The following is a 17,235-nucleotide window of genomic DNA, read 5'->3' as shown; positions in this document are numbered from 1 at the left end:
CGCTCCGGCGGCCCTGACAGCCGCTGCGCCACCCGTCGGCGAGGCTGCGTCCTCGATGAGGAGGGCGGCAAGCGGAGACAGTTCATGATCCAATATCAACCCATCTCGGCCGCAGCGGATCGCGTGATCTCGGCACTGGCGGCGGGGCTCGAGCTCGAGTTCGGGCGCGGCGCAGGAGAAGCGTTGGCGCACCGGTTTCTGGCGGCGGAGGATGTCGAATTTCACTGGGATGCGCGGGTCGAGGAGCGCTGGATCGGCGCTTATGAATCCTCAGGCGAGGACGATATCGAGCTCGACCGGGTGCGAATCCTGGGGCGGCTGGACGGCACATGGTTCGTCGCGGTGATGATCGTCGACGGCGATGGCGATGCGCGCGGGATGATGGGCAGGCGCACTTTCAAGCGCCGCGGCGATGCCATTCGGGCGTTCGCTTATGCCTGATCGCACGGCCGGGACGCGGTGCTGAGAGGCACGCGCGTCCCGGCCATTTTTTTTTGCGCCGAGGGAGGGGGGTGGGGCGACTGGAGAAGGAAGAAGGGAATGCAAGAGAAAGGCAATGTCTCGCGGCCATTGCTATGTGGTTGTCTGAACATCGTTTTTTCACGAGACATGGGCGACGGTGCGCGAGACATAGGTAGAAGAACTGGCGGAAATTCGCCATTTCTTGCGCTCGATTGCGAGACTCTCCAGTCCGGACGCTACCGGTGAGCGAGGACGACGACTTCACGCCGCGTCTCGGCAAGATCCGCAATCGGGGCGGCGGCAAGCGCGCCCGGCAATACCTCTCGACCGTCATTGTCGCGGCGGTCCGCTCGGCCGAGAAGGGCGCGATCGGCAGCCGCCGGTTCGACGGCAGCAGGATCGGCCGGGGCGCGAGCTTGGGTCGCCTGCTTTCCAGCCGTGACCGGCTGGCCGCATTCCGCGCGCGGCGCGCGGTCGTCAAGACGCGGTTGGTTCGGCTGGGTGGCAAGGGCCTGTCCGCGGCGCGCGCGCATCTTCGCTATATCCAGCGCGACGGCGTCACCCGAGAGGGCATGCCGGGGGAGCTCTATTCCGCCGAGCACGATACGGCGGACGGCAAGGCGTTCCTCGAACGCTGCGACGGCGACCGGCATCAGTTCCGATTCATCGTCTCCGCCGAGGACGGTTCGGAATATCCCGATCTCAAGCCCTACATCCGCCGGCTGATGACGCAGATGGAAGCCGATCTCGGCACGCACCTCGATTGGGTCGCGGTCGACCATTTCAACACGGCCCATCCTCACACGCACATCATGCTGCGCGGCGTCGATGAGCTGGGCCAGAATCTGGTCATTGCGCGCGAGTATATCTCGCACGGAATCCGCGAGCGCGCGGCTGAGCTGGCGACTCTCGATCTCGGGCCGCGCACCACGGAGGAGATCGAGGCACGCTTGCGCCATGATATCGGCGAGGAGCGGCTGACCGCGATCGACCGCCGGATGCTGCTGACGATGGATGCGGATCGTGTCGTGTCGTCGGCCGATTGCGATCCGTTCCAGCAGTCGCTTCGCGCGGGCCGGCTGCAGAAGCTCGGTACCCTTGGTCTGGCCGAAAATCTGGGCGGTGGACGATGGCAGCTCGCCGACGGCCTGGAGGAGACGCTGCGTGCGATGAGCGAGCGCGGCGACATCATCCGCACGATGCAGCGGGAGCTAAGCGCGCGAAGGCTTGAGCGGCCATGGGTTGGACGAAGCCTGTTTGGAACGGGGGAGGAAACCGAGCCGATCGTCGGCCGGGTGATCGCGCGCGGTCTCTCGGACGAGCACAATGATTGCCACTTCCTGCTGGTCGATGGTGTCGATGGCCATGCGTACTATGTCGATATCGGCCGCGGCGACGCGGTCGGCCCGGTCGCCGAGGGCTCCGTCGTGATGGTCAGCGCGCGAAGCTTGGCAATTCGCGATGCCGACCGGATGGTTGCGGAGGTCGCGGCTGCCAATGGTGGGCGTTACTCGGTCGACCTGCACCTGCGGCACGATCCGACCGCGACACAGGCGTTCGCCGAGGCTCACGTTCGACGCCTGGAGGCGATGCGGCTCGCCCGTACGGGCGTCGAACGGGAGGCTGATGGTAGTTGGCGTATCGAGACCGACCATGTCGATCGGGCGGCCGCCTATGAGGCGCGCCGGCATCGTGACCAACCGGTCGAGGTCGAGATGCTGTCGTCCGTTCCGGTCGAGCAACTGCCCGGCGCGGACGCGTCGACCTGGCTCGACCGCGAGCTTGCGGCGGGTGCGCCGCATGCTGCGCGCGACGCCGGGTTCGGGCGCGAATTGCGCGCTGTGCTCGCCGCGCGCCAGCAATGGCTGATCAAGCAGGAACTGGCGGAAGGGGAGGGCGGTCACTTCCGGCTCCGCGCCAACGCGCTCGCTGTCCTGCAGCGTCGCGAACTGCTGCGGGTCGGTGAGCAGCTGTCGTCAGACCTCGGTAAGGCGTTTGTCGAGACACGGACGGGCATGGAGATCGAGGGTAGGCTCTCACGTCACGTCGATCTGGTGAGCGGTCGCTTCGCCGTGGTGGAAAAGGCCCGGGAATTTACGTTGGTGCCGTGGCGCCCCGTGCTGGCCAGGCAGGTCGGCAACCAGGTTGGCGGGATTATGCGCGACGGTGGCGTCAACTGGATATTCGGGCGGGAAAGGGCAGGGCCGCAAATTGACTAACTGGCAACGCGGTGATCGACCGCTATGCGCCTCAATTGCGGTCGTTCCGACAAGGTTTGGCGCCTCCCTAAAGCCGCCCCTCGCTCATCTGCTGACTGCGAGGTGCCAGAATGTCGAGTCTGAAGCTTGCCTTGCCATTCCAATGGCGGTCCAGAACGACAATTTCCGATAGGAGCTGCTTTCAGACGCCATCCCCATCGAGCATCGTCAACAGTCGCCGCGCATTCCAAGCCTCACGCAGGATCAGACCCTCGTTCAGCAGCTTGCGGAACTCGGATTCGTCCAGTGGCGGAGAAAATAGATACCCTTGGCCCACGGAGCAGCCCAGCGTCCGCATGATTGCACGTTCTGCCTCCGTCTCGATGCCTTCCCCGACGACGCGAATGTCCAGCGCCGCCCCGAGCTTGACGATGCCCTCGACGATGACGCGCTTGGCCACGCTGTGCGCAACATCATGCACGAAACTTCGATCGACCTTGATCTCGCTCAGCGGAAAGCTCTCAAGATAGCGCAGATTGGAATAGCCGGTGCCGAAGTCGTCGATGGAGATGCCGATCCCTAGGCTTCGCAGCTCCTCGAAGGCGCGGCGAATATGCTCCGGCTCCGGGACCATCAGGTCCTCGGTGAGCTCGATCGTCAGCCAGTCGGCATCGCAGCCGGTCTCGTCGAGCGTCTGGCAGACTAGGGTCACCATGTCGCGCTGCATGAATTCCATGACCGATACGTTCAAGGAGAAGCGGATGGGCGTGCGGCGGTTCCGGTTAACCTGCGCCGCATGCGCGGCGAGCGTGCGCAGGCCCCAGGCGCCGATTTCCAGGATCGCGCCGGTTTCCTCCGCGATCCCGATGAAGCGGCTCGGCGGCTGCAGCCCGAACGCGCCATGGTTCCATCGAAGAAGCGCCTCGACGCCGACCAACTCGCCGGTCCCGAGATCCACTTGCGGCTGGTAGTGAAACAGCAACTCCTGATTTGGAACGGCCATCTGGAGCTCGCTCGCTAGGCGGATACGGTTGCGCGCATCGCGCTCGTCCGCGGCGATGAAGGCATGCGGTGGATATCCCGGCGTGGTCTTTGATCGCTGCAACGCCGCACCGGCCTGCCGGACGAGTTGGAGCGTGTCGGTGCCCGCCATCCCCAGGGCGAAGCCCGCGGCAAACTGAACCGCCAGGGACGCCCCCGGAAGGACGAAGCGCGGCTTCAGCAACGCAAGGACATCCTTCGCCACCCTGGCGCCGCCCAAGGGGTGGTCCAGTTCAAATGCGAGTGCGAAGCTGTTGCTGCCCACGCGCGACACGGCGGCGGTCGGCAGCGTCGCCAGTCGCGCGGCAGCTGACCGAAGCAGCGCATCGCCAACGTCATACCCGAAGCCGTTATTGATGTCGTGGAACCGGACGATGTCGACCTTGACCATCAGCAAGGCGGAAGTTGCGGGCGCGTCCGACGCCGACAGTCGGTCGAGCAGGCCATAGCGGTCGAGCAGGCCGGTCAGACGATCGACACCCGTCGCATGGGTCATGTCTCGGATCAGTCCGATGAAATGCGTCACCTCACCGTCGTCGTCGCGAAGCGGCGTGAGGCGCAAGGCGTTGCGGAACATGGCGCCGTCCCGGCGATAGTTGCGCAGCGTCACCGAACAGGAGCGGCCCTCAGCCAGAGCGGCCCGGACCTCGGCGATTTCGGGCTGCAGGCGGTCGCTGCCCTGAAGATAGCGGCAGTTCTTGCCGATCGCCTCCGACGCCGCATAGCCGGTGATCGCTTCGAACGCAGGATTCACTTGGACTATTGGCTGGCCCCGCATGCGCATATCGGCGATCAGGACGCCGTCCGCACATTGCGCCATGGCGAGGGCGGCGGCGGTCGCTGGCAGCGCTTGCACGCCCTCCGGCGCTCCCACGAGCGGGCCCGCGCGCCTGACGCTCCAGAATCTCATGGCCGCTTTCCTTGCATCTCGAATTGCGAGTCGCGGCGCACTCAGCCGTTCCGGAACGACATCGTGTCCAAGGGCGTCAGCCCCGCGACGAAGGCGATATGCAGGGCGTGTGCGAGCGTACCGGCCTTGAGCCGATCCATCATGCCGGCGCGATAGATCTCGATCGTTCGAGAGCTGATTCCCAGGTCGCACGCGATCTGCTTGTTGCTACAGCCGGCGACCGGCCCGGCCGGCACATCGCGCTGGCGCAGGGCCAGGCCATCGACCTTGGAGCGGCACTGCTGCGCTAGAAGCGCGTACGCCGCCTTCCCGTCAGGCGGCGCGGGTGCTGCGTCGGTGACTGGGACTGGGCGCGACTTCGTCCGGTGGCCGGAAGACGCCGGGGCGCGTAGAGTGGCTCTGTCCAATTTCGTTGACGCACGCTCGGCGGGTTTAACTCGCATGTCATGGCCTCCGGTCACGACGATGCGGCCAAGACGTCAGCGTTTCAACGCCGGCCCGGCGGCGCTTCAGGACAAAATGGCGGCACCTACGTCTTCGCTTTGACCTCCCGGCCCCGTGGTCTGGAATCGCAGCCGATACTCAAGGGGCGTGACGCCGATCCCACGCACGAACGCCCGACGGAGCGTGGTCGTCGATCCGAAGCCGGCCGCATAGGCAATGGCCTTGATCGGAGCGGTGCTGTCTTCCAGCAGCTGCCGCGCTATATCGACTCGGGTCAGTTCGACATAGGCAGTCGGGGTCAACCCAAGTTCGGCGCGAAACATCCTGGATAGATGTCGCGGACTGACACCAGCCACTTCAGCAAGCGCTTCCAACTCCAGGGGCTCGCGCGGGTTTTCTAGGATGTGAAGCCTTATCCTGTCGATCGGACTGGCGGCTGCGGTCTGCGCGGTCAAGGCCGCGCTGAACTGGGACTGGCCTCCGGGCCGCTTCAGAAAGACGACCAAACGGCGTGCCACCCATAACGCCAGGGCACGGCCATAATCCTCTTCGATCAGGGAAAGGGCAAGATCGAGTGCGGCGGTCACCCCGGCCGAGCTGAATACCCGCCCGTCGCGCACGAAGATGCGGTCGCGTTCGACCTGGATATCGGGATATTCGGCGGCAAGCCGTTGGGTATATTGCCAATGCGTTGTCACTCGGCACCCCGACAACAGCCCCGCATCGGCCAGGAGGAAGGCGCCCGTACACGTCGAACCGTATCGTCGCGACAAGTCGGCCTGTTCCCGCAACCAGCGCGCGACCTTTTCGCTTGGCGGGGAAGGCACTCCATAGGGTCCAACGACGATCAAAGTGTCCGAAGGCTGCGTCGCTTGCGCGATACCCGCGTTCGGGATGAACATCATGCCCGAGGCGCTCTCCATGGCTGCGCCTCGCTCGGTTACTAGCCTCACCCGATAGGGTTGTCCGGAGCGAGCCTTGCAGTTCGCCTCGAACAGCGCGTCCTGCACGGCGGCGACTTCGAGCAAATGCATGTTGCCAGGGGCATAGATCGTGATGAGCATCGCGCGTCCTGGCTACGCGGCGCCCACGGCACCGGTCGTTCTACTCGGATACGCCTCCTTGTGCTGATTACCTAGAGCGACGGCACCAAGGCTTTGGCATGGGCCGCAATCGTCTTGCGAGGCAAACGTAGAGCACCGAGCCGCAGGGCATGAAATTGAGGGCCTTCGATCTGTCTAACCATCGTCGAAAACCATGGTGGTCAGATCTGGGTAGCGGAAAAGCGAGTGATGTCGTTGACAGTCGTCAATGCGCATCCGTGCGCGAGCGGCCAGAAGCGCAACTTAATTTCATCGAGGTGCTTGCCATGAAGACCGACCGGCTGATGGCCTTCACCGACGCGGTGCTGGCGATCGCCATGACCATCATGGTCCTCGATCTGCGCGTTCCCGCCACCGACAGCTGGCAGGCAGTTCGGCCCGCGATTCCGCTGCTCGTCGCCTATGCGCTTGCCTACATCAATATCGGCATCTTCTGGACCAACCATCACCATATGCTTGCGACTGCCAGCCGAGTGAACGGACGTGCGCTCTGGGCCAATCTGTTCCTCCTCTTCTGGCTCACCTTGATGCCATTCGTGATCCGGTGGATCGGCCTTGCCGGAATCACGCCCCAACCGGTTGCCGCATATGGGGCGGTGACCGTAATGGCGGCTTTCGGGTACATCTGGCTTGAACGCGATCTGATCCTGGCCGAGGGCACGGAGTCGCGCATTAGGGCCGTGGTCGGCTCACGCACAAAGGAATGGGTCACGTTCTCCCTCTACGGCCTCGGCATCCCCGCGGCCTTCATTTCGCCATGGGTCGCCATTACGTTTTATATCACGGTCTCTCTCATGTGGTTGATCCCGGACCGCCGCTTTGAACGCTGGCACAACTTGCAGCAGTCCGCAGCGCATCCCCCGTCGCCGCAGTAGCGGACAACTTCCGCAAGAAGTCGCGCGCGACGAGAACGCACTGATCGAGGCGCAGAGGGCACCGTACTTCTGTTGGTCAGCACGCGCGCGACGGGAGAACTTGCGTTGTGACGATCAAGACTTGGGGCGCGTATTCGGCTGGCGGTTTGCCTGGGAGAACAACGCCTTGATCCGATCGAACAGGCGCTGGCCGCTGCCTTCGCCTTTTGTTTTGCCTTCCATGACCTTGAGCTCGTCCGACAGCGCATCGAGATCCTTCTTCGTCGCGTAACCAAGCGCCTTGGCCAGATCGATCTGCCGCCCCGCATCGGCGAGGAGCTGTTGCAACCGTGCGTTCTCATCGGCGCTGCGTTGCGCCTTTTCGGCGAGGGGTTGCGCCAGACCAAGCGCCGCCCCGGCCCGGGCGAGCGGCAGCGGGACGATCGTGTCCACCACCACCAGCGTCGCGAGCGCGGTTTCGAGCATCACCTTCGCCTCGGCGGTGCTGCCGGCAAGGATGCGCGCCGCTGCCTGCCTTATCGCCGCCGGATAGCTCGCGAGCGGGATGTTGACGGTGCTGATGGCACTTTCGCTGGCGAGCCCCGCGATCAGATGCCGCGCATCCTGCAGGCGTCCGTCCTCAAGAGCCGCCTCGGCAAGGTCGCGCAACGCCTTTACGTCGGCCGGCGTGGCGATGACGTCATGGGTCGTGACGCGGACATCGACCGGAGCAAGGGCGAGGTTGGGATCCGCCGCGAGGACAATGTCGAGCTTGCCGGTGGCGCGCGACAGCGCCTTGACGGCGTCGTCGGTCTTGCCGGCCGTCAGCAGGTCGAGCGCTGTGTAGCTTTCCTGAAGCGCCGACACCGCGTCGGCGATGAGTGTACGGCGCTTCTCGGCGATCTGGCTGCCGACACTGATATCGGACGGCGTCGCGGCGCGAGTGGCGTCGGCAGCGGCGGGGACGGCCGCCGTGCCGCTCTGGGCGTTGCCCGCGGGATTGCTTCCCGGTGAGCAACCCGGCGCCAGCAGGGTCAGGCCGATCAAGGCGACGCCCATAAGAAGGCGGGGCGCGTGCCGGCCGTGGAAAGACGGTGCGGTGGGATGGCGAAGGGCTGACATGGGACATTCTTCCTCGGGTTAAGGGAGGGGCGTTCGATCTGCCGGCGGTCTAGGAGGCCGCCCCGGGCCACTGCCTTGTTCATCCTGTTGGCGAAGGATGGACTTTCTTGGGGGCAGCGTTCTTGCCGTACGACGACGGGCAATCGTTATTCGTTTCGCTCGACGGTGAGCGTGAATGGCACATCCGTCTGCAATGGCGGGCCGATGAACAAGCCGAGATCCTCGACCATTTCGATGCGTATGTTCAGCCGGGGATCGGCAGCTAACCACCAACTCAAGCACTTAACGAGCCGAGCCGATAGGCCCAGGAACTGGCATAAGATAGAGATGAGCGCCTGGATTCGGGGAATGGCACGGGTGTCGCGAATGACCGAGTTTGGGTCTTCCGGCTGCATCAGCTTGCTGAACGAATGGCGGCTATTTCGGACTCGTTACTTGAAAGCAGACAGGCCGCTTTCATGAAGAGTTTCGGATGCCGACAGGCGTACGAAAGTCTTCAGGAGAACGTACCGGCAGCTATTGGGCTTCCGACTGGCGTAAGCGGACCTTCGTTCAGCCCGATCATGATGACAGCTTCGCGCCTCAGAGTCGGTCTATGTTGCTCCACGGATCGTGGTAGCTAAACTAACGCTCGCAACTTGGTGTACTGGAAACGCACTAGGCAAACCCTTGGCGCGTTTTGCTTCCTCCGCCGGCCTCGACGGTAATGCCGGCGAACTGAGGAGCGCAGCGATGCTGCGCTCCTCGACTTCGTCAATAGTCCATCGCCGGCATCGGCGCGGGCTTGTCTTCCTTGGGCAACTCGGCGACGAGCGCCTCGGTGGTGATCAGCAGCGAGGCCACCGAGGCCGCGTCCTGAAGCGCTGTACGCACCACCTTTGCGGGGTCGATCACTCCCGACGCGACCAGGTCCTGATAGTCGCCGGTCGCGGCGTTGAAGCCCCAGTTATAGTCTTCGCTCTCGAGAAGCTTGCCGACGATCCACGCACCGTCCTCGCCGGCATTGTCGGCGATTTGGCGCGCGGGCGCCCGCAGAGCCCGGCGGACGATGTCGATGCCCGACTGCTGGTCGTCGTTGGTGGCCTTGAGGCCCTCCAGCGCCTTCAGCGCGCGCAGCAGCGCGATACCGCCGCCCGGAAGGATGCCTTCCTCGACCGCGGCGCGGGTAGCGTGGAGCGCGTCGTCGACGCGGTCCTTCTTCTCCTTGACCTCGACCTCAGTCGCTCCGCCGACGCGGATCACCGCGACGCCGCCGGCGAGCTTGGCGAGCCGCTCCTGGAGCTTCTCGCGGTCATAATCGCTGGTGGTCGTCTCGATCTGCTGGCGGATCTGCGCGACGCGGCCATCGATGTCGGCCCTGGTGCCGACGCCGTCGATAATCGTGGTGTTGTCCTTGTCGATCACGACCTTCTTGGCGCGGCCCAGCATGGCGACGGTGACGTTCTCGAGCTTGGTGCCGAGCTCCTCGCTCACGACGTTGCCGCCGGTCAGGACCGCGATATCCTCGAGCATCGCCTTGCGACGATCGCCGAAGCCGGGCGCCTTGACTGCCGCCACCTTGAGGCCGCCGCGCAGCTTGTTGACGACGAGCGTGGCCAGCGCCTCGCCCTCGACGTCCTCCGCGATGATCAGCAGCGGCCGGCCGGCCTGCACGACCTTCTCGAGCAGCGGCACCAGCGCCTGGAGGTTCGAGAGCTTCTTCTCGTGGATCAGGATATAGGGGTCGTCGAGCTCGACACGCAGCTTTTCGGTGTTGGTGACGAAATAGGGCGAGAGATAGCCGCGGTCGAACTGCATGCCCTCGACCGTCTCGAGCTCGGTCTCGAGGCTCTTGGCTTCCTCGACGGTGATGACGCCTTCGTTGCCGACCTTCTCCATGGCTTCCGCCAGGATGCGACCGACCTCCTCGTCGCCATTGGCCGAGATGGTCGCGACCTGGGCGATCTCGCTGTTGGCGCTCACCTGCTTGGCATGCGCTTCGAGATCCTGGACCACCGCGTTCACGGCGAGGTCGATGCCGCGCTTGACGTCCATCGGGTTCATGCCCGCGGCGACGGCCTTGGAGCCTTCGCGGACGATCGCCTGGGCCAGCACGGTGGCGGTGGTGGTGCCGTCACCCGCTTTGTCGTTCTGCTTGTTGGCGACCTCGCGCAGCATCTGCGCGCCCATATTCTCGAACTTGTCGGCGAGCTCGATCTCCTTGGCGACGGTGACGCCGTCCTTGGTGATGCGCGGCGCGCCGAAGCTCTTCTCGATCACGACGTTGCGGCCCTTGGGGCCCAGCGTGACCTTCACTGCATTCGCAAGCGTATCCACGCCGCGCAGCATGCGGTCACGCGCGTCCGACGCAAATTTCACTTCCTTGGCAGCCATCTGGCTAACTCCTTTCTCTTGTCCTTCCTGAGATGTTGAGGGATCCGGCGATTACGCCGCCCGCTTGAGCTCGGCCTGCAGCTCGATGACGCCGAGGATGTCGCTCTCCTTCATGATGAGCAGGTCCTCGCCATCGATCTTGACCTCGGTGCCAGACCATTTGCCGAACAGGATGCGGTCGCCGGTCTTCACCGACAGCGCGACGAGCGAACCGCTGTCATCCCGCGTGCCCGGGCCGACAGCAACGACTTCGCCTTCCTGCGGCTTTTCCTTGGCGGTGTCGGGAATGATGATGCCGCCCGAGGTCTTCTCCTCGGCTTCGATGCGGCGGACGACCACACGGTCGTGCAAGGGGCGGAAATGCATGCATAACCTCCAGTTGCATAAGCATAATGACAATGTGCCCGACATTGCCTGGCAACGGCGGGCAGCGGCGAATTAGGAAGCTCGAATTTTCGGTTCAAGACCCGGAACGCAATTTTTGGCACTCGTTGGCCCTAAGTACCAAACGTCGTGATTGAGCGGCCTGGGCGGCGCACCCGACCCCTTGACGAGGCTCGCTGTCCGACCAAATTTGGCACCTGGGCATAGCCCGATGAGAAAGGAGCGACCTGAGGAAAGGAGGACAGCCATGTCGCAGCCAGTCTCCCGTTTTCTGCACCCCTTCGACGTCGCGCATCACCCGAGCCTCGAGCCCGAGGTCAAGCGCGCCATCCTCGCCCGCTGGGCATCCGACCAGTCCGCGGTCCGAGGCAAGCCGGCGCTGCGCAAGCCGCCGGGCGCAGGACAGCCCGTTCCCATCGACGACGTCTTATCCGCATTGCGCGCGCTCGACGGTCAAGCGGGAGCGGGCGAGGCGCGCCGATGAACGACCGCGCGTTCCTCGCCCAGCTCGAGGGGTACGGGCTCACCACTGCCGAGATCCATTATTATCGCCCGGACGCACCGTCCTGGCTCCAGCTGTTCGTCTGGCAGGACTATGACCTAGCGCCCGATTTCCCGGTGCTGTTCGATTTCCTCGACCTGTGGGAGCGCGAGATCGAGGCCGCGCTGCATTCGGTCCGGATCGTCCATGGCCGGCTGATCGGGCCAAGGGAGTGGCGTGCGGTCGACGGCGTCATCACCAGCCAGTGAGCCGCGGTGCGATCCGGCGGTGGCGCGAGCGTGGCGGGCGGATGGTTCGCCTCCTGCTGCCGTTCGACGACATCATGGAGTTCGCGCTGGCGCTGCTATCGGTGACCCCCGCCGAGCTCGAGCTGCTCGGTTGGACCTTTGCCGACCGCAAACGGCTGCTCGATCACTTCCTCGCGTCGGGCAAGGCGGCGCAGGGTGCGCGGCCGAGCGACCTGCCCGGGATGCCGATCGAGCTGGCGGTGCCGCAGCGTGATATCGACCGTCTGCAGCGCTTTGCGCGGCGCGAACTACCCAAGGCCGCCAGCAACGCCGTGATGCTCGACCGCGTGCTCGCGGCGCTGGACGCGGCATCGCACCGTCGCCGCTCCGCCTGAAACGGCAAGCGCCGCTTCTATCCGTGCAGGAACGAGGCCTCGGCCAGGCCGTCGAACACGAACTGCACCGCGAGGCCCGCGAGCAGGATACCCGAGACTCGGCTGACCACATCCGCTCCGGTCCGGCCGAGCACCTCGACCAGCCGCTCGGCCGCTCGCATCGCGCCGAAGGTCAGCAAAAGACAGGCGAGCACCATCGCGATGACGCCTATGGCCTCGGTCCATCCCGCGGTCCGTCCCATCACCAGCACGGCGGCGGAGAGGCTGCCGGGGCCGGCGATCAGCGGGAAGGCGAGCGGGAACACCGCAATATCGCCGGGCTGCTCGGCATCGTGCCTTTCGCTGTCCTTGAGCGACGACAGGCCCGGGCTCGAAAAGGTCAGCGTCAGCGCCTGCAGGAACAGCAGCAGGCCGCCTGCGACGCGAAAGGCCGGAAGCGAGATGTGGAGCAGCGACAGCACCAGCGATCCCGCGATCGCGAAGAGCAGCAGCACGAATCCGGCAATCGCAACCGAGCGCCGCGCCAGGCTGCGGCGCTGGGCGCGGTGAACGCCCGCGGTCAGGTTGGCGAAGACGACCGCCGTCTCCACCGGCCCGATCGTCACGAACAGCGTGACGAAGCTCGACAGGATGCTGGGTGCGATATGCATGACGATGGCGTGGATGAGCTGGACGGCCGGCAGCCGCGATCGCGCCGGCCGTGCGGGGCGATTTTCCCTCGGCAAGCGGATCGGGGAGCGGCCGAGGCCGCCCCCCGAGGGGCTCAGGTGGTTGCGGTGGAAGCGCTGTGAATGTCGGGTGCCGCTTTCGCCGGCGTCACGGCGGACCCGGCGGGCTTTGCCGGGGTTCCGGCATCACAGTCGCCCGAACTGGCCGAGACCAGCTTGGGCTGCTGCCCGGCGCCCTGCGAGGTCCATTGCCAGCTCTGGCTGCAGAAGCGGTTGCCGTCGCTCGTCGAGACGAAGCGATAGCTGACCGTTCCGGCTGGCATGGCGCCGAATGCCGCCACATCGGGTTTGGCGCCCGGGTCGAGCGGCTGCGATCGCAGCGCGCGCACCTGGCGCATCATCGCCGCGGCCTGCCGGTCCATGTCGGCGAAGATCCGGTCCAACCCGGCGAACGGCGCGGCGTCGAACGGATCGACGAACAGAACCGGTTCGAATCGGGTCGTCGGATCGATCCTGACCTTGGGCGCCACGGCGCCCTGATATTCGATTCGCGCGACCGAGCCGTCGGGCAGGTCGACCTTCATCACATGGGTATCGTTGCTCGCCGCCACCGCCGTGCCCGCGACGCAGAGCGCCGCGACCCCGGCCAAGACGGCCGTACGAATTTTTCGCATCAATCGTCCTCCATCCAAGATGTATGGGGGTCAAAATCTACCCGGCGAAGCTGAACGCCGGATGACTCGAGCCTTTCCTTGCGGTCTTCGTAAAGCGCCCCTCAGGCCGCCTTGCTATCGATCGGAATCCGGCGAACATTCTCGTTCGACGCCGCCGACTTGGGCAAGGTGACGGTGAGCACGCCGTTCCGGAATGTCGCGCCCGCCTTGTCCGCCTCGATGCCCTTGGGCAGGGCGATGCGGCGTTCGAAGTGGCCGTAGCTGCGTTCCGAATAGCCGCGGTCCTTGACCTCGGACCGCTTCTCGCCCCGCAAGGTCAGCACACCGTCCTCGAGTGCGAGTTCGACGTCCTTCACGTCCAGCCCGGGCAGCTCCGCGGTGACGTGGATTTCCGTGTCGGTCTCGCCGAACTCGACATGGGGCCACGCGAAGCTGCGCTCGAAGGACCCGAGCGACGGCACGCCGAACCCGCGAAAGACATCGTCGAACAGCCGGTTGACGTCTCGGTGCAGCGATAGCAGCGGATGATCGTCGCGGTCGCGGCCTGCGCCGGACGCGACGGAGAGCCGGTTCTCCTGCCGGCTCCAGGGGATCAGATCACGGATAGCCATGGGTTCCTTTCTCCTTTCCTGGCTGAAGTTGGGATGGCCCACCGGCGCCATGCGCGGCGCCGGTGGGACATTTCGGCTCAGGCCGCCTGGCGAGCCTCTTCGCTGGTCGCTGCGATCCGCTCCTGGGCAGGAGCCCCGCCGATCGCGATCTTGCGCGGCTTCATCGCCTCCGGAACGACACGCTGCAGCGCAATGCTGAGCAGGCCGTTCTGGAAGTCGGCCGACCGGACCTCGACGAAGTCGGCAAGCTGGAAGCGTCGCTCGAAAGGACGCGCGGCAATGCCGCGATGAAGGTACTGGCCCTCGTCCTGGTCCTCGGCGCGCCTGCCGGTGACGGTCAGCTGGTTCTGCTGGGCGACGATCTCGATCTCGTCGGGGCGGAAGCCGGCGACCGCAAGCGTGATCCGGTAGCGATCCTCGCCGTCCCTGGCGATGTCGAACGGCGGATAGCCGTCGCTGCCGTCGCCGCGCATGCCGGTCTCGAGCAGATCAAAAAGACGGTCGAAGCCGACCGTGGAGCGCCGATAGGGCGCGAAGTCGAAATTGGTCCTCATTTTCCAAATCCTCCAAATGAAGCAATCTGGGCATGAGAAGCGCCGGAGAGAGCCGGCGCCCTCTATGTCCACCGGACCCGAACACGGCGCCCGGCGGCAATCAGGTAGGATGCGATTTTTTCGAGTTCAAGGGATCGCGCCATTCCTCGACAGGCCACGATGATTTCTTCGAAGACGGACACATCGCCACCGTCGCGCGCAACGAGCTGCGCTTGCAACGCGCCACGAAGATCGGGCGTGCGCGGCGGTAAATGGCTTTGGGGATCAGTATCGGTGTGATCCGGGGTTCGCACCATCGCAATCAAGCCGCGGCGGCGCGAACCGATGCGTTCAGGCAGGCGACGGGCTGCCATCCTGTCGATCCGAGCACGACTCCGGCGCGGGGTGACGCCCGTAGCAAACGACCGCATCGAGATGCTTACCCTTAAAGTGGCCCCGCTGGTTCCGGCGCAGTGTAAGACGAAGAGAAGTTCCTGTATCAAGGTCCGGTTCCGGGGCACGGACTCGCCGGTCTTAATATCCGCTCGTTGGAGCCGCAAACGGCGGGTGGCTAAGGTTCAGAGGCTGACATGCACGTGCCGAGACGAAACAACTAGGCGGGATGAGCGAATAATCGAACGGCCTTACGCCGCTGGGCGACATCAATTAAGGCCACTGCGGCACTTTCTGCGTTGGTGTCCGTTAGAAGAGGTAATTCTCTCGGCTGGGCTGCCGTTGGGGAAGGAAGGTAAAAATTCCGCTCGCGCCCCGGGGAACGCTCATGGACAATCTTCCGCTTCTCCTGCTTGTGGAGGATGAGCCGGTCATCCGAACTGCATTGGCTGCGGCGCTCGAAGACGGCGGTTACAGGCTGATCGAGGCGGGCAGTGCCGCGGAAGCGATGCAGGCGATTGAGGGTGGCGAGCAATTATTCGGGGTCATAACGGACATCCAGCTTGGTTCTGGAGGCAACGGATGGGAAGTCGCGCGCCACGCTCGCCATCTTTTCCCCAAGCTTGCTGTCGTATACATGACCGGTAACAGCGCCGCTGATTGGGCAGCAGAAGGGGTGCCGAACAGCACTTTGTTGCAGAAGCCATTTGCGACCGCGCAAATGATTACGGCAGTGTCCACGTTGCTGAACGTAGCTGACGTATTCCCGGCGCAGGCCAGTCCTGCCGACGAGTAAGGCAACTTGTTGCTTCCACCAAATCGCTGACATTCAGGCAGTCGCCTCGCACGAAAGCGGCGATACCTTTGAGATGAACGGATGTCCGGTTCGGGAACGTCGTACCGCGCCGCTGAACGTCCGAAACTGGGTCTTCGCGGTCGCGAAGCTATCGGTCAGCAACGCGCCCTGAGTGTCGCCGTTTGCTGCCCTTGTCGATCCGGGAAGCCGTCCTTCGTCATTATGCTCCACTGCTTGCCCGGATCGACTGACGTGGTGACAAAGAGGTCGTCTCGCGACGCTCCACCGAACGACGGTTTGGAGTACTGGGGGGCTCAGCCGACGATTACATGCTCCGCCGACCGTCAGCCGAGCCCCTGGGCCTTTGCCCAGGCAGCGAACATTTCCCTCCAATGCCGTGCTGGCTCTCCCGCCGGGCCCGGCAAGCCAAGGCCATGTTGGCCGGCGGTGAACAGATGGGTCTCCACCTTAACGCCTGCGGCTTTCAAGGCAGCGCGCATCTCGACGCTGTTCTCGACCGAGACCACCGTATCGTCCTCGGCATGGGCCATGAAGACCGGCGGCGTGCCGGCAGCTACGTTGCGGGCGGGGCTGTGCGCGCGCTGCATCTCGGGGGACGCGTTTAGCCCCAGCAGCATCTCGCGCGACCCGCCATGGGCGAGCGGCGCGCTCATCGACTGGACGGCATAGATCGGAGCGGCAATCGCTGGCCGCGCACTCAGCCGGTCCACGGCGTCGATTGGATCATAGACCTTCGCATCGTACCGCGTGGCGAGATCGCCACAGACATGGCCCCCTGCGGAAAAGCCCATCGCTCCAACCTTTTCGGGATCGAAGCCATAATGCGCGGCGCGCGATCGGATCAGCCGCGTGGCGCGCTGCGCATCGACCAGAGGCACATCCGCGCGATTTGCCCAACCTTCTCCTGGCAGGCGATAATACAGGACGAAGACGGTCCAGCCGCGTTCGGCGAGCCAAGGTCCGATCTGATACCCTTCGACATCGATTACGATCACCGAATAGCCGCCGCCCGGGGTCACCAGCAGGGCCGCGCCGTTCGGCTTCGCAGGCCGGAACGCCTTCATGCGCGGACGGGCAATGCCCTTGACCATCCGGCCATGATGGGCCTCCGTGCCCGTCTCTATGACTTGCTCTATTGGCATGACGGCGGGCGCGCCGGGCGGCATAACCGGCCAAAGGTCGATCTCTTCGGCCGGATATGCGGGCCAGGATCCAGTTCGCTGTTCCGCACGCGCTCCCGGACTGAGCAAGGTCGTCGCCAATCCTGCCATCAGCGCTTCACGGCGGTTCAACATGGGCAATCCCTCTCCTCGTCCGCGACCATAATCAGCGGCACGATCCTGAGTGTCAAAGCTCGAAATGCGGCTATCGCGTCGCGAGAGGCTGCGGCGGGGAATAGAATGTGATCCCAGACCCATCAATCCGCTCCCGGCCCACAGCTACCGGTCTGGAATGCCCCCAGTTTCTGTCGTTCAGGCCGATGAGCGCACCTCCCGATAGCCGCCGCCCGTTCATCATCGAATG

At 64.7% G+C, this 17,235-nt stretch carries 19 protein-coding genes and 1 pseudogene; 8 read left to right on the top strand and 12 right to left on the bottom strand.

Annotated features, from left to right (window positions below; translation table 11 throughout):
- Nucleotides 1-84: 84 nt before the first annotated feature.
- The gene (locus ACZ1I5_RS12600; protein WP_465169592.1) at nucleotides 85-441 is read left to right on the top strand and encodes a hypothetical protein; all 357 of its coding nucleotides are present in this window, start codon (nucleotides 85-87) and stop codon (nucleotides 439-441) included.
- Nucleotides 442-704: 263 nt separating this feature from the next.
- Nucleotides 705-2,681: a relaxase/mobilization nuclease RlxS gene (gene rlxS, locus ACZ1I5_RS12595; protein ID WP_465169591.1), complete on the top strand. Its 1,977-nt coding sequence runs from the start codon at nucleotides 705-707 to the stop codon at nucleotides 2,679-2,681.
- Nucleotides 2,682-2,862: 181 nt separating this feature from the next.
- Here rlxS and ACZ1I5_RS12590 read toward each other — a convergent pair whose 3' ends face one another.
- The 3 genes from ACZ1I5_RS12590 to ACZ1I5_RS12580 form a co-directional block, all read right to left on the bottom strand.
- Nucleotides 2,863-4,611 (bottom strand): putative bifunctional diguanylate cyclase/phosphodiesterase, encoded by a 1,749-nt coding sequence (locus ACZ1I5_RS12590; protein WP_465169590.1) that lies wholly within the window; start codon nucleotides 4,609-4,611, stop codon nucleotides 2,863-2,865.
- Nucleotides 4,612-4,652: 41 nt separating this feature from the next.
- The gene (locus ACZ1I5_RS12585) at nucleotides 4,653-5,018 is read right to left on the bottom strand and encodes a LuxR C-terminal-related transcriptional regulator (RefSeq protein ID WP_465169589.1); all 366 of its coding nucleotides are present in this window, start codon (nucleotides 5,016-5,018) and stop codon (nucleotides 4,653-4,655) included.
- 102 nt (nucleotides 5,019-5,120) lie between these two features.
- Entirely contained in the window at nucleotides 5,121-6,119 is a 999-nt protein-coding gene (locus ACZ1I5_RS12580) for a GlxA family transcriptional regulator (protein ID WP_465169588.1), read from the bottom strand.
- 149 nt (nucleotides 6,120-6,268) lie between these two features.
- On the opposite strand from ACZ1I5_RS12580, the gene ACZ1I5_RS12575 reads away from it, so the two are divergent.
- Entirely contained in the window at nucleotides 6,269-7,033 is a 765-nt protein-coding gene (locus tag ACZ1I5_RS12575) for a TMEM175 family protein (protein WP_465169587.1), read from the top strand.
- A 114-nt stretch (nucleotides 7,034-7,147) separates the two neighbouring features.
- Here the strand turns inward: ACZ1I5_RS12575 and ACZ1I5_RS12570 are convergent, their stop codons facing one another.
- Nucleotides 7,148-8,059 carry a YfdX family protein gene (locus ACZ1I5_RS12570; protein ID WP_465169586.1) on the bottom strand — a complete coding sequence of 304 codons (912 nt, stop codon included), beginning with the start codon at nucleotides 8,057-8,059 and terminating at the stop codon, nucleotides 7,148-7,150.
- Between the two features lie 161 nt (nucleotides 8,060-8,220).
- Here ACZ1I5_RS12570 and ACZ1I5_RS12565 point away from each other — a divergent pair.
- Nucleotides 8,221-8,400: pseudogene (locus ACZ1I5_RS12565) on the top strand (DUF3601 domain-containing protein); the annotation flags it as partial.
- 487 nt (nucleotides 8,401-8,887) lie between these two features.
- On the opposite strand, the gene groL reads toward ACZ1I5_RS12565, so the two are convergent.
- A complete protein-coding gene (gene groL / locus ACZ1I5_RS12560; protein WP_465169585.1) occupies nucleotides 8,888-10,507 on the bottom strand; it encodes a chaperonin GroEL in 1,620 nt (539 codons plus the stop codon).
- A gap of 51 nt (nucleotides 10,508-10,558) precedes the next feature.
- Entirely contained in the window at nucleotides 10,559-10,873 is a 315-nt protein-coding gene (gene groES / locus ACZ1I5_RS12555; protein WP_465169584.1) for a co-chaperone GroES, read from the bottom strand.
- Between the two features lie 265 nt (nucleotides 10,874-11,138).
- On the opposite strand from groES, the gene ACZ1I5_RS12550 reads away from it, so the two are divergent.
- From ACZ1I5_RS12550 to ACZ1I5_RS12540, 3 genes are read left to right on the top strand one after another with little or no spacing between them, the layout of a single operon-like run.
- Nucleotides 11,139-11,375, top strand: a complete 237-nt coding sequence (locus tag ACZ1I5_RS12550; RefSeq protein ID WP_465169583.1) for a hypothetical protein — start codon at nucleotides 11,139-11,141, stop codon at nucleotides 11,373-11,375.
- Complete coding sequence (locus tag ACZ1I5_RS12545; RefSeq protein WP_465169582.1) at nucleotides 11,372-11,641, top strand: usg protein; 270 nt, start codon at nucleotides 11,372-11,374, stop codon at nucleotides 11,639-11,641. The genes ACZ1I5_RS12550 and ACZ1I5_RS12545 overlap by 4 nt, the downstream gene beginning before the upstream one ends.
- A gap of 41 nt (nucleotides 11,642-11,682) precedes the next feature.
- Nucleotides 11,683-12,015, top strand: a complete 333-nt coding sequence (locus ACZ1I5_RS12540) for a hypothetical protein (RefSeq protein WP_465169581.1) — start codon at nucleotides 11,683-11,685, stop codon at nucleotides 12,013-12,015.
- Nucleotides 12,016-12,032: 17 nt separating this feature from the next.
- Here the strand turns inward: ACZ1I5_RS12540 and ACZ1I5_RS12535 are convergent, their stop codons facing one another.
- The 5 genes from ACZ1I5_RS12535 to ACZ1I5_RS12515 all read right to left on the bottom strand — a co-directional run bounded on the left by ACZ1I5_RS12535 (nucleotide 12,033) and on the right by ACZ1I5_RS12515 (nucleotide 14,875).
- Nucleotides 12,033-12,665: a MarC family protein gene (locus ACZ1I5_RS12535; RefSeq protein ID WP_465169580.1), complete on the bottom strand. Its 633-nt coding sequence runs from the start codon at nucleotides 12,663-12,665 to the stop codon at nucleotides 12,033-12,035.
- Nucleotides 12,666-12,778: 113 nt separating this feature from the next.
- Nucleotides 12,779-13,357, bottom strand: coding sequence for a hypothetical protein (locus tag ACZ1I5_RS12530; RefSeq protein ID WP_465169579.1), 579 nt, complete (start codon nucleotides 13,355-13,357; stop codon nucleotides 12,779-12,781).
- 101 nt (nucleotides 13,358-13,458) lie between these two features.
- Nucleotides 13,459-13,968, bottom strand: coding sequence for an Hsp20/alpha crystallin family protein (locus tag ACZ1I5_RS12525; RefSeq protein WP_465169578.1), 510 nt, complete (start codon nucleotides 13,966-13,968; stop codon nucleotides 13,459-13,461).
- A gap of 77 nt (nucleotides 13,969-14,045) precedes the next feature.
- Nucleotides 14,046-14,522 carry an Hsp20 family protein gene (locus ACZ1I5_RS12520; RefSeq protein WP_465169577.1) on the bottom strand — a complete coding sequence of 159 codons (477 nt, stop codon included), beginning with the start codon at nucleotides 14,520-14,522 and terminating at the stop codon, nucleotides 14,046-14,048.
- 62 nt (nucleotides 14,523-14,584) lie between these two features.
- Nucleotides 14,585-14,875 (bottom strand): hypothetical protein, encoded by a 291-nt coding sequence (locus ACZ1I5_RS12515; protein WP_465169576.1) that lies wholly within the window; start codon nucleotides 14,873-14,875, stop codon nucleotides 14,585-14,587.
- A 407-nt stretch (nucleotides 14,876-15,282) separates the two neighbouring features.
- On the opposite strand from ACZ1I5_RS12515, the gene ACZ1I5_RS12510 reads away from it, so the two are divergent.
- Nucleotides 15,283-15,690, top strand: coding sequence for a response regulator (locus tag ACZ1I5_RS12510; protein ID WP_465169575.1), 408 nt, complete (start codon nucleotides 15,283-15,285; stop codon nucleotides 15,688-15,690).
- 344 nt (nucleotides 15,691-16,034) lie between these two features.
- On the opposite strand, the gene ACZ1I5_RS12505 is transcribed toward ACZ1I5_RS12510, so the two are convergent.
- Nucleotides 16,035-16,853, bottom strand: coding sequence for an alpha/beta hydrolase (locus ACZ1I5_RS12505; RefSeq protein WP_465169574.1), 819 nt, complete (start codon nucleotides 16,851-16,853; stop codon nucleotides 16,035-16,037).
- Nucleotides 16,854-17,235: the final 382 nt, after the last annotated feature.

This window comes from Sphingomonas sp. BL-S-30 (genome assembly GCF_055521475.1).
Note: the sequence above shows the minus strand (reverse complement) of the source record. Positions and strands in the feature narration are given on the sequence as shown.

Excerpts from the sequence above, each read along its gene's own strand:
- ACZ1I5_RS12575 (WP_465169587.1), top strand. The coding sequence starts at position 6,269 with ATGAAATTGAGGGCCTTCGATCTGTCTAACCATCGTCGAAAACCATGG.
- ACZ1I5_RS12520 (WP_465169577.1), bottom strand. The coding sequence starts at position 14,522 with ATGAGGACCAATTTCGACTTCGCGCCCTATCGGCGCTCCACGGTCGGC.
- ACZ1I5_RS12525 (WP_465169578.1), bottom strand. The coding sequence starts at position 13,968 with ATGGCTATCCGTGATCTGATCCCCTGGAGCCGGCAGGAGAACCGGCTC.
- ACZ1I5_RS12550 (WP_465169583.1), top strand. The coding sequence starts at position 11,139 with ATGTCGCAGCCAGTCTCCCGTTTTCTGCACCCCTTCGACGTCGCGCAT.
- ACZ1I5_RS12515 (WP_465169576.1), bottom strand. The coding sequence starts at position 14,875 with ATGGCAGCCCGTCGCCTGCCTGAACGCATCGGTTCGCGCCGCCGCGGC.
- ACZ1I5_RS12505 (WP_465169574.1), bottom strand. The coding sequence starts at position 16,853 with ATGCCAATAGAGCAAGTCATAGAGACGGGCACGGAGGCCCATCATGGC.
- ACZ1I5_RS12590 (WP_465169590.1), bottom strand. The coding sequence starts at position 4,611 with ATGAGATTCTGGAGCGTCAGGCGCGCGGGCCCGCTCGTGGGAGCGCCG.
- ACZ1I5_RS12545 (WP_465169582.1), top strand. The coding sequence starts at position 11,372 with ATGAACGACCGCGCGTTCCTCGCCCAGCTCGAGGGGTACGGGCTCACC.
- ACZ1I5_RS12540 (WP_465169581.1), top strand. The coding sequence starts at position 11,683 with ATGGTTCGCCTCCTGCTGCCGTTCGACGACATCATGGAGTTCGCGCTG.
- ACZ1I5_RS12580 (WP_465169588.1), bottom strand. The coding sequence starts at position 6,119 with ATGCTCATCACGATCTATGCCCCTGGCAACATGCATTTGCTCGAAGTC.
- ACZ1I5_RS12600 (WP_465169592.1), top strand. The coding sequence starts at position 85 with ATGATCCAATATCAACCCATCTCGGCCGCAGCGGATCGCGTGATCTCG.
- groL (WP_465169585.1), bottom strand. The coding sequence starts at position 10,507 with ATGGCTGCCAAGGAAGTGAAATTTGCGTCGGACGCGCGTGACCGCATG.
- groES (WP_465169584.1), bottom strand. The coding sequence starts at position 10,873 with ATGCATTTCCGCCCCTTGCACGACCGTGTGGTCGTCCGCCGCATCGAA.
- ACZ1I5_RS12530 (WP_465169579.1), bottom strand. The coding sequence starts at position 13,357 with ATGCGAAAAATTCGTACGGCCGTCTTGGCCGGGGTCGCGGCGCTCTGC.
- ACZ1I5_RS12510 (WP_465169575.1), top strand. The coding sequence starts at position 15,283 with ATGGACAATCTTCCGCTTCTCCTGCTTGTGGAGGATGAGCCGGTCATC.
- ACZ1I5_RS12535 (WP_465169580.1), bottom strand. The coding sequence starts at position 12,665 with ATGCATATCGCACCCAGCATCCTGTCGAGCTTCGTCACGCTGTTCGTG.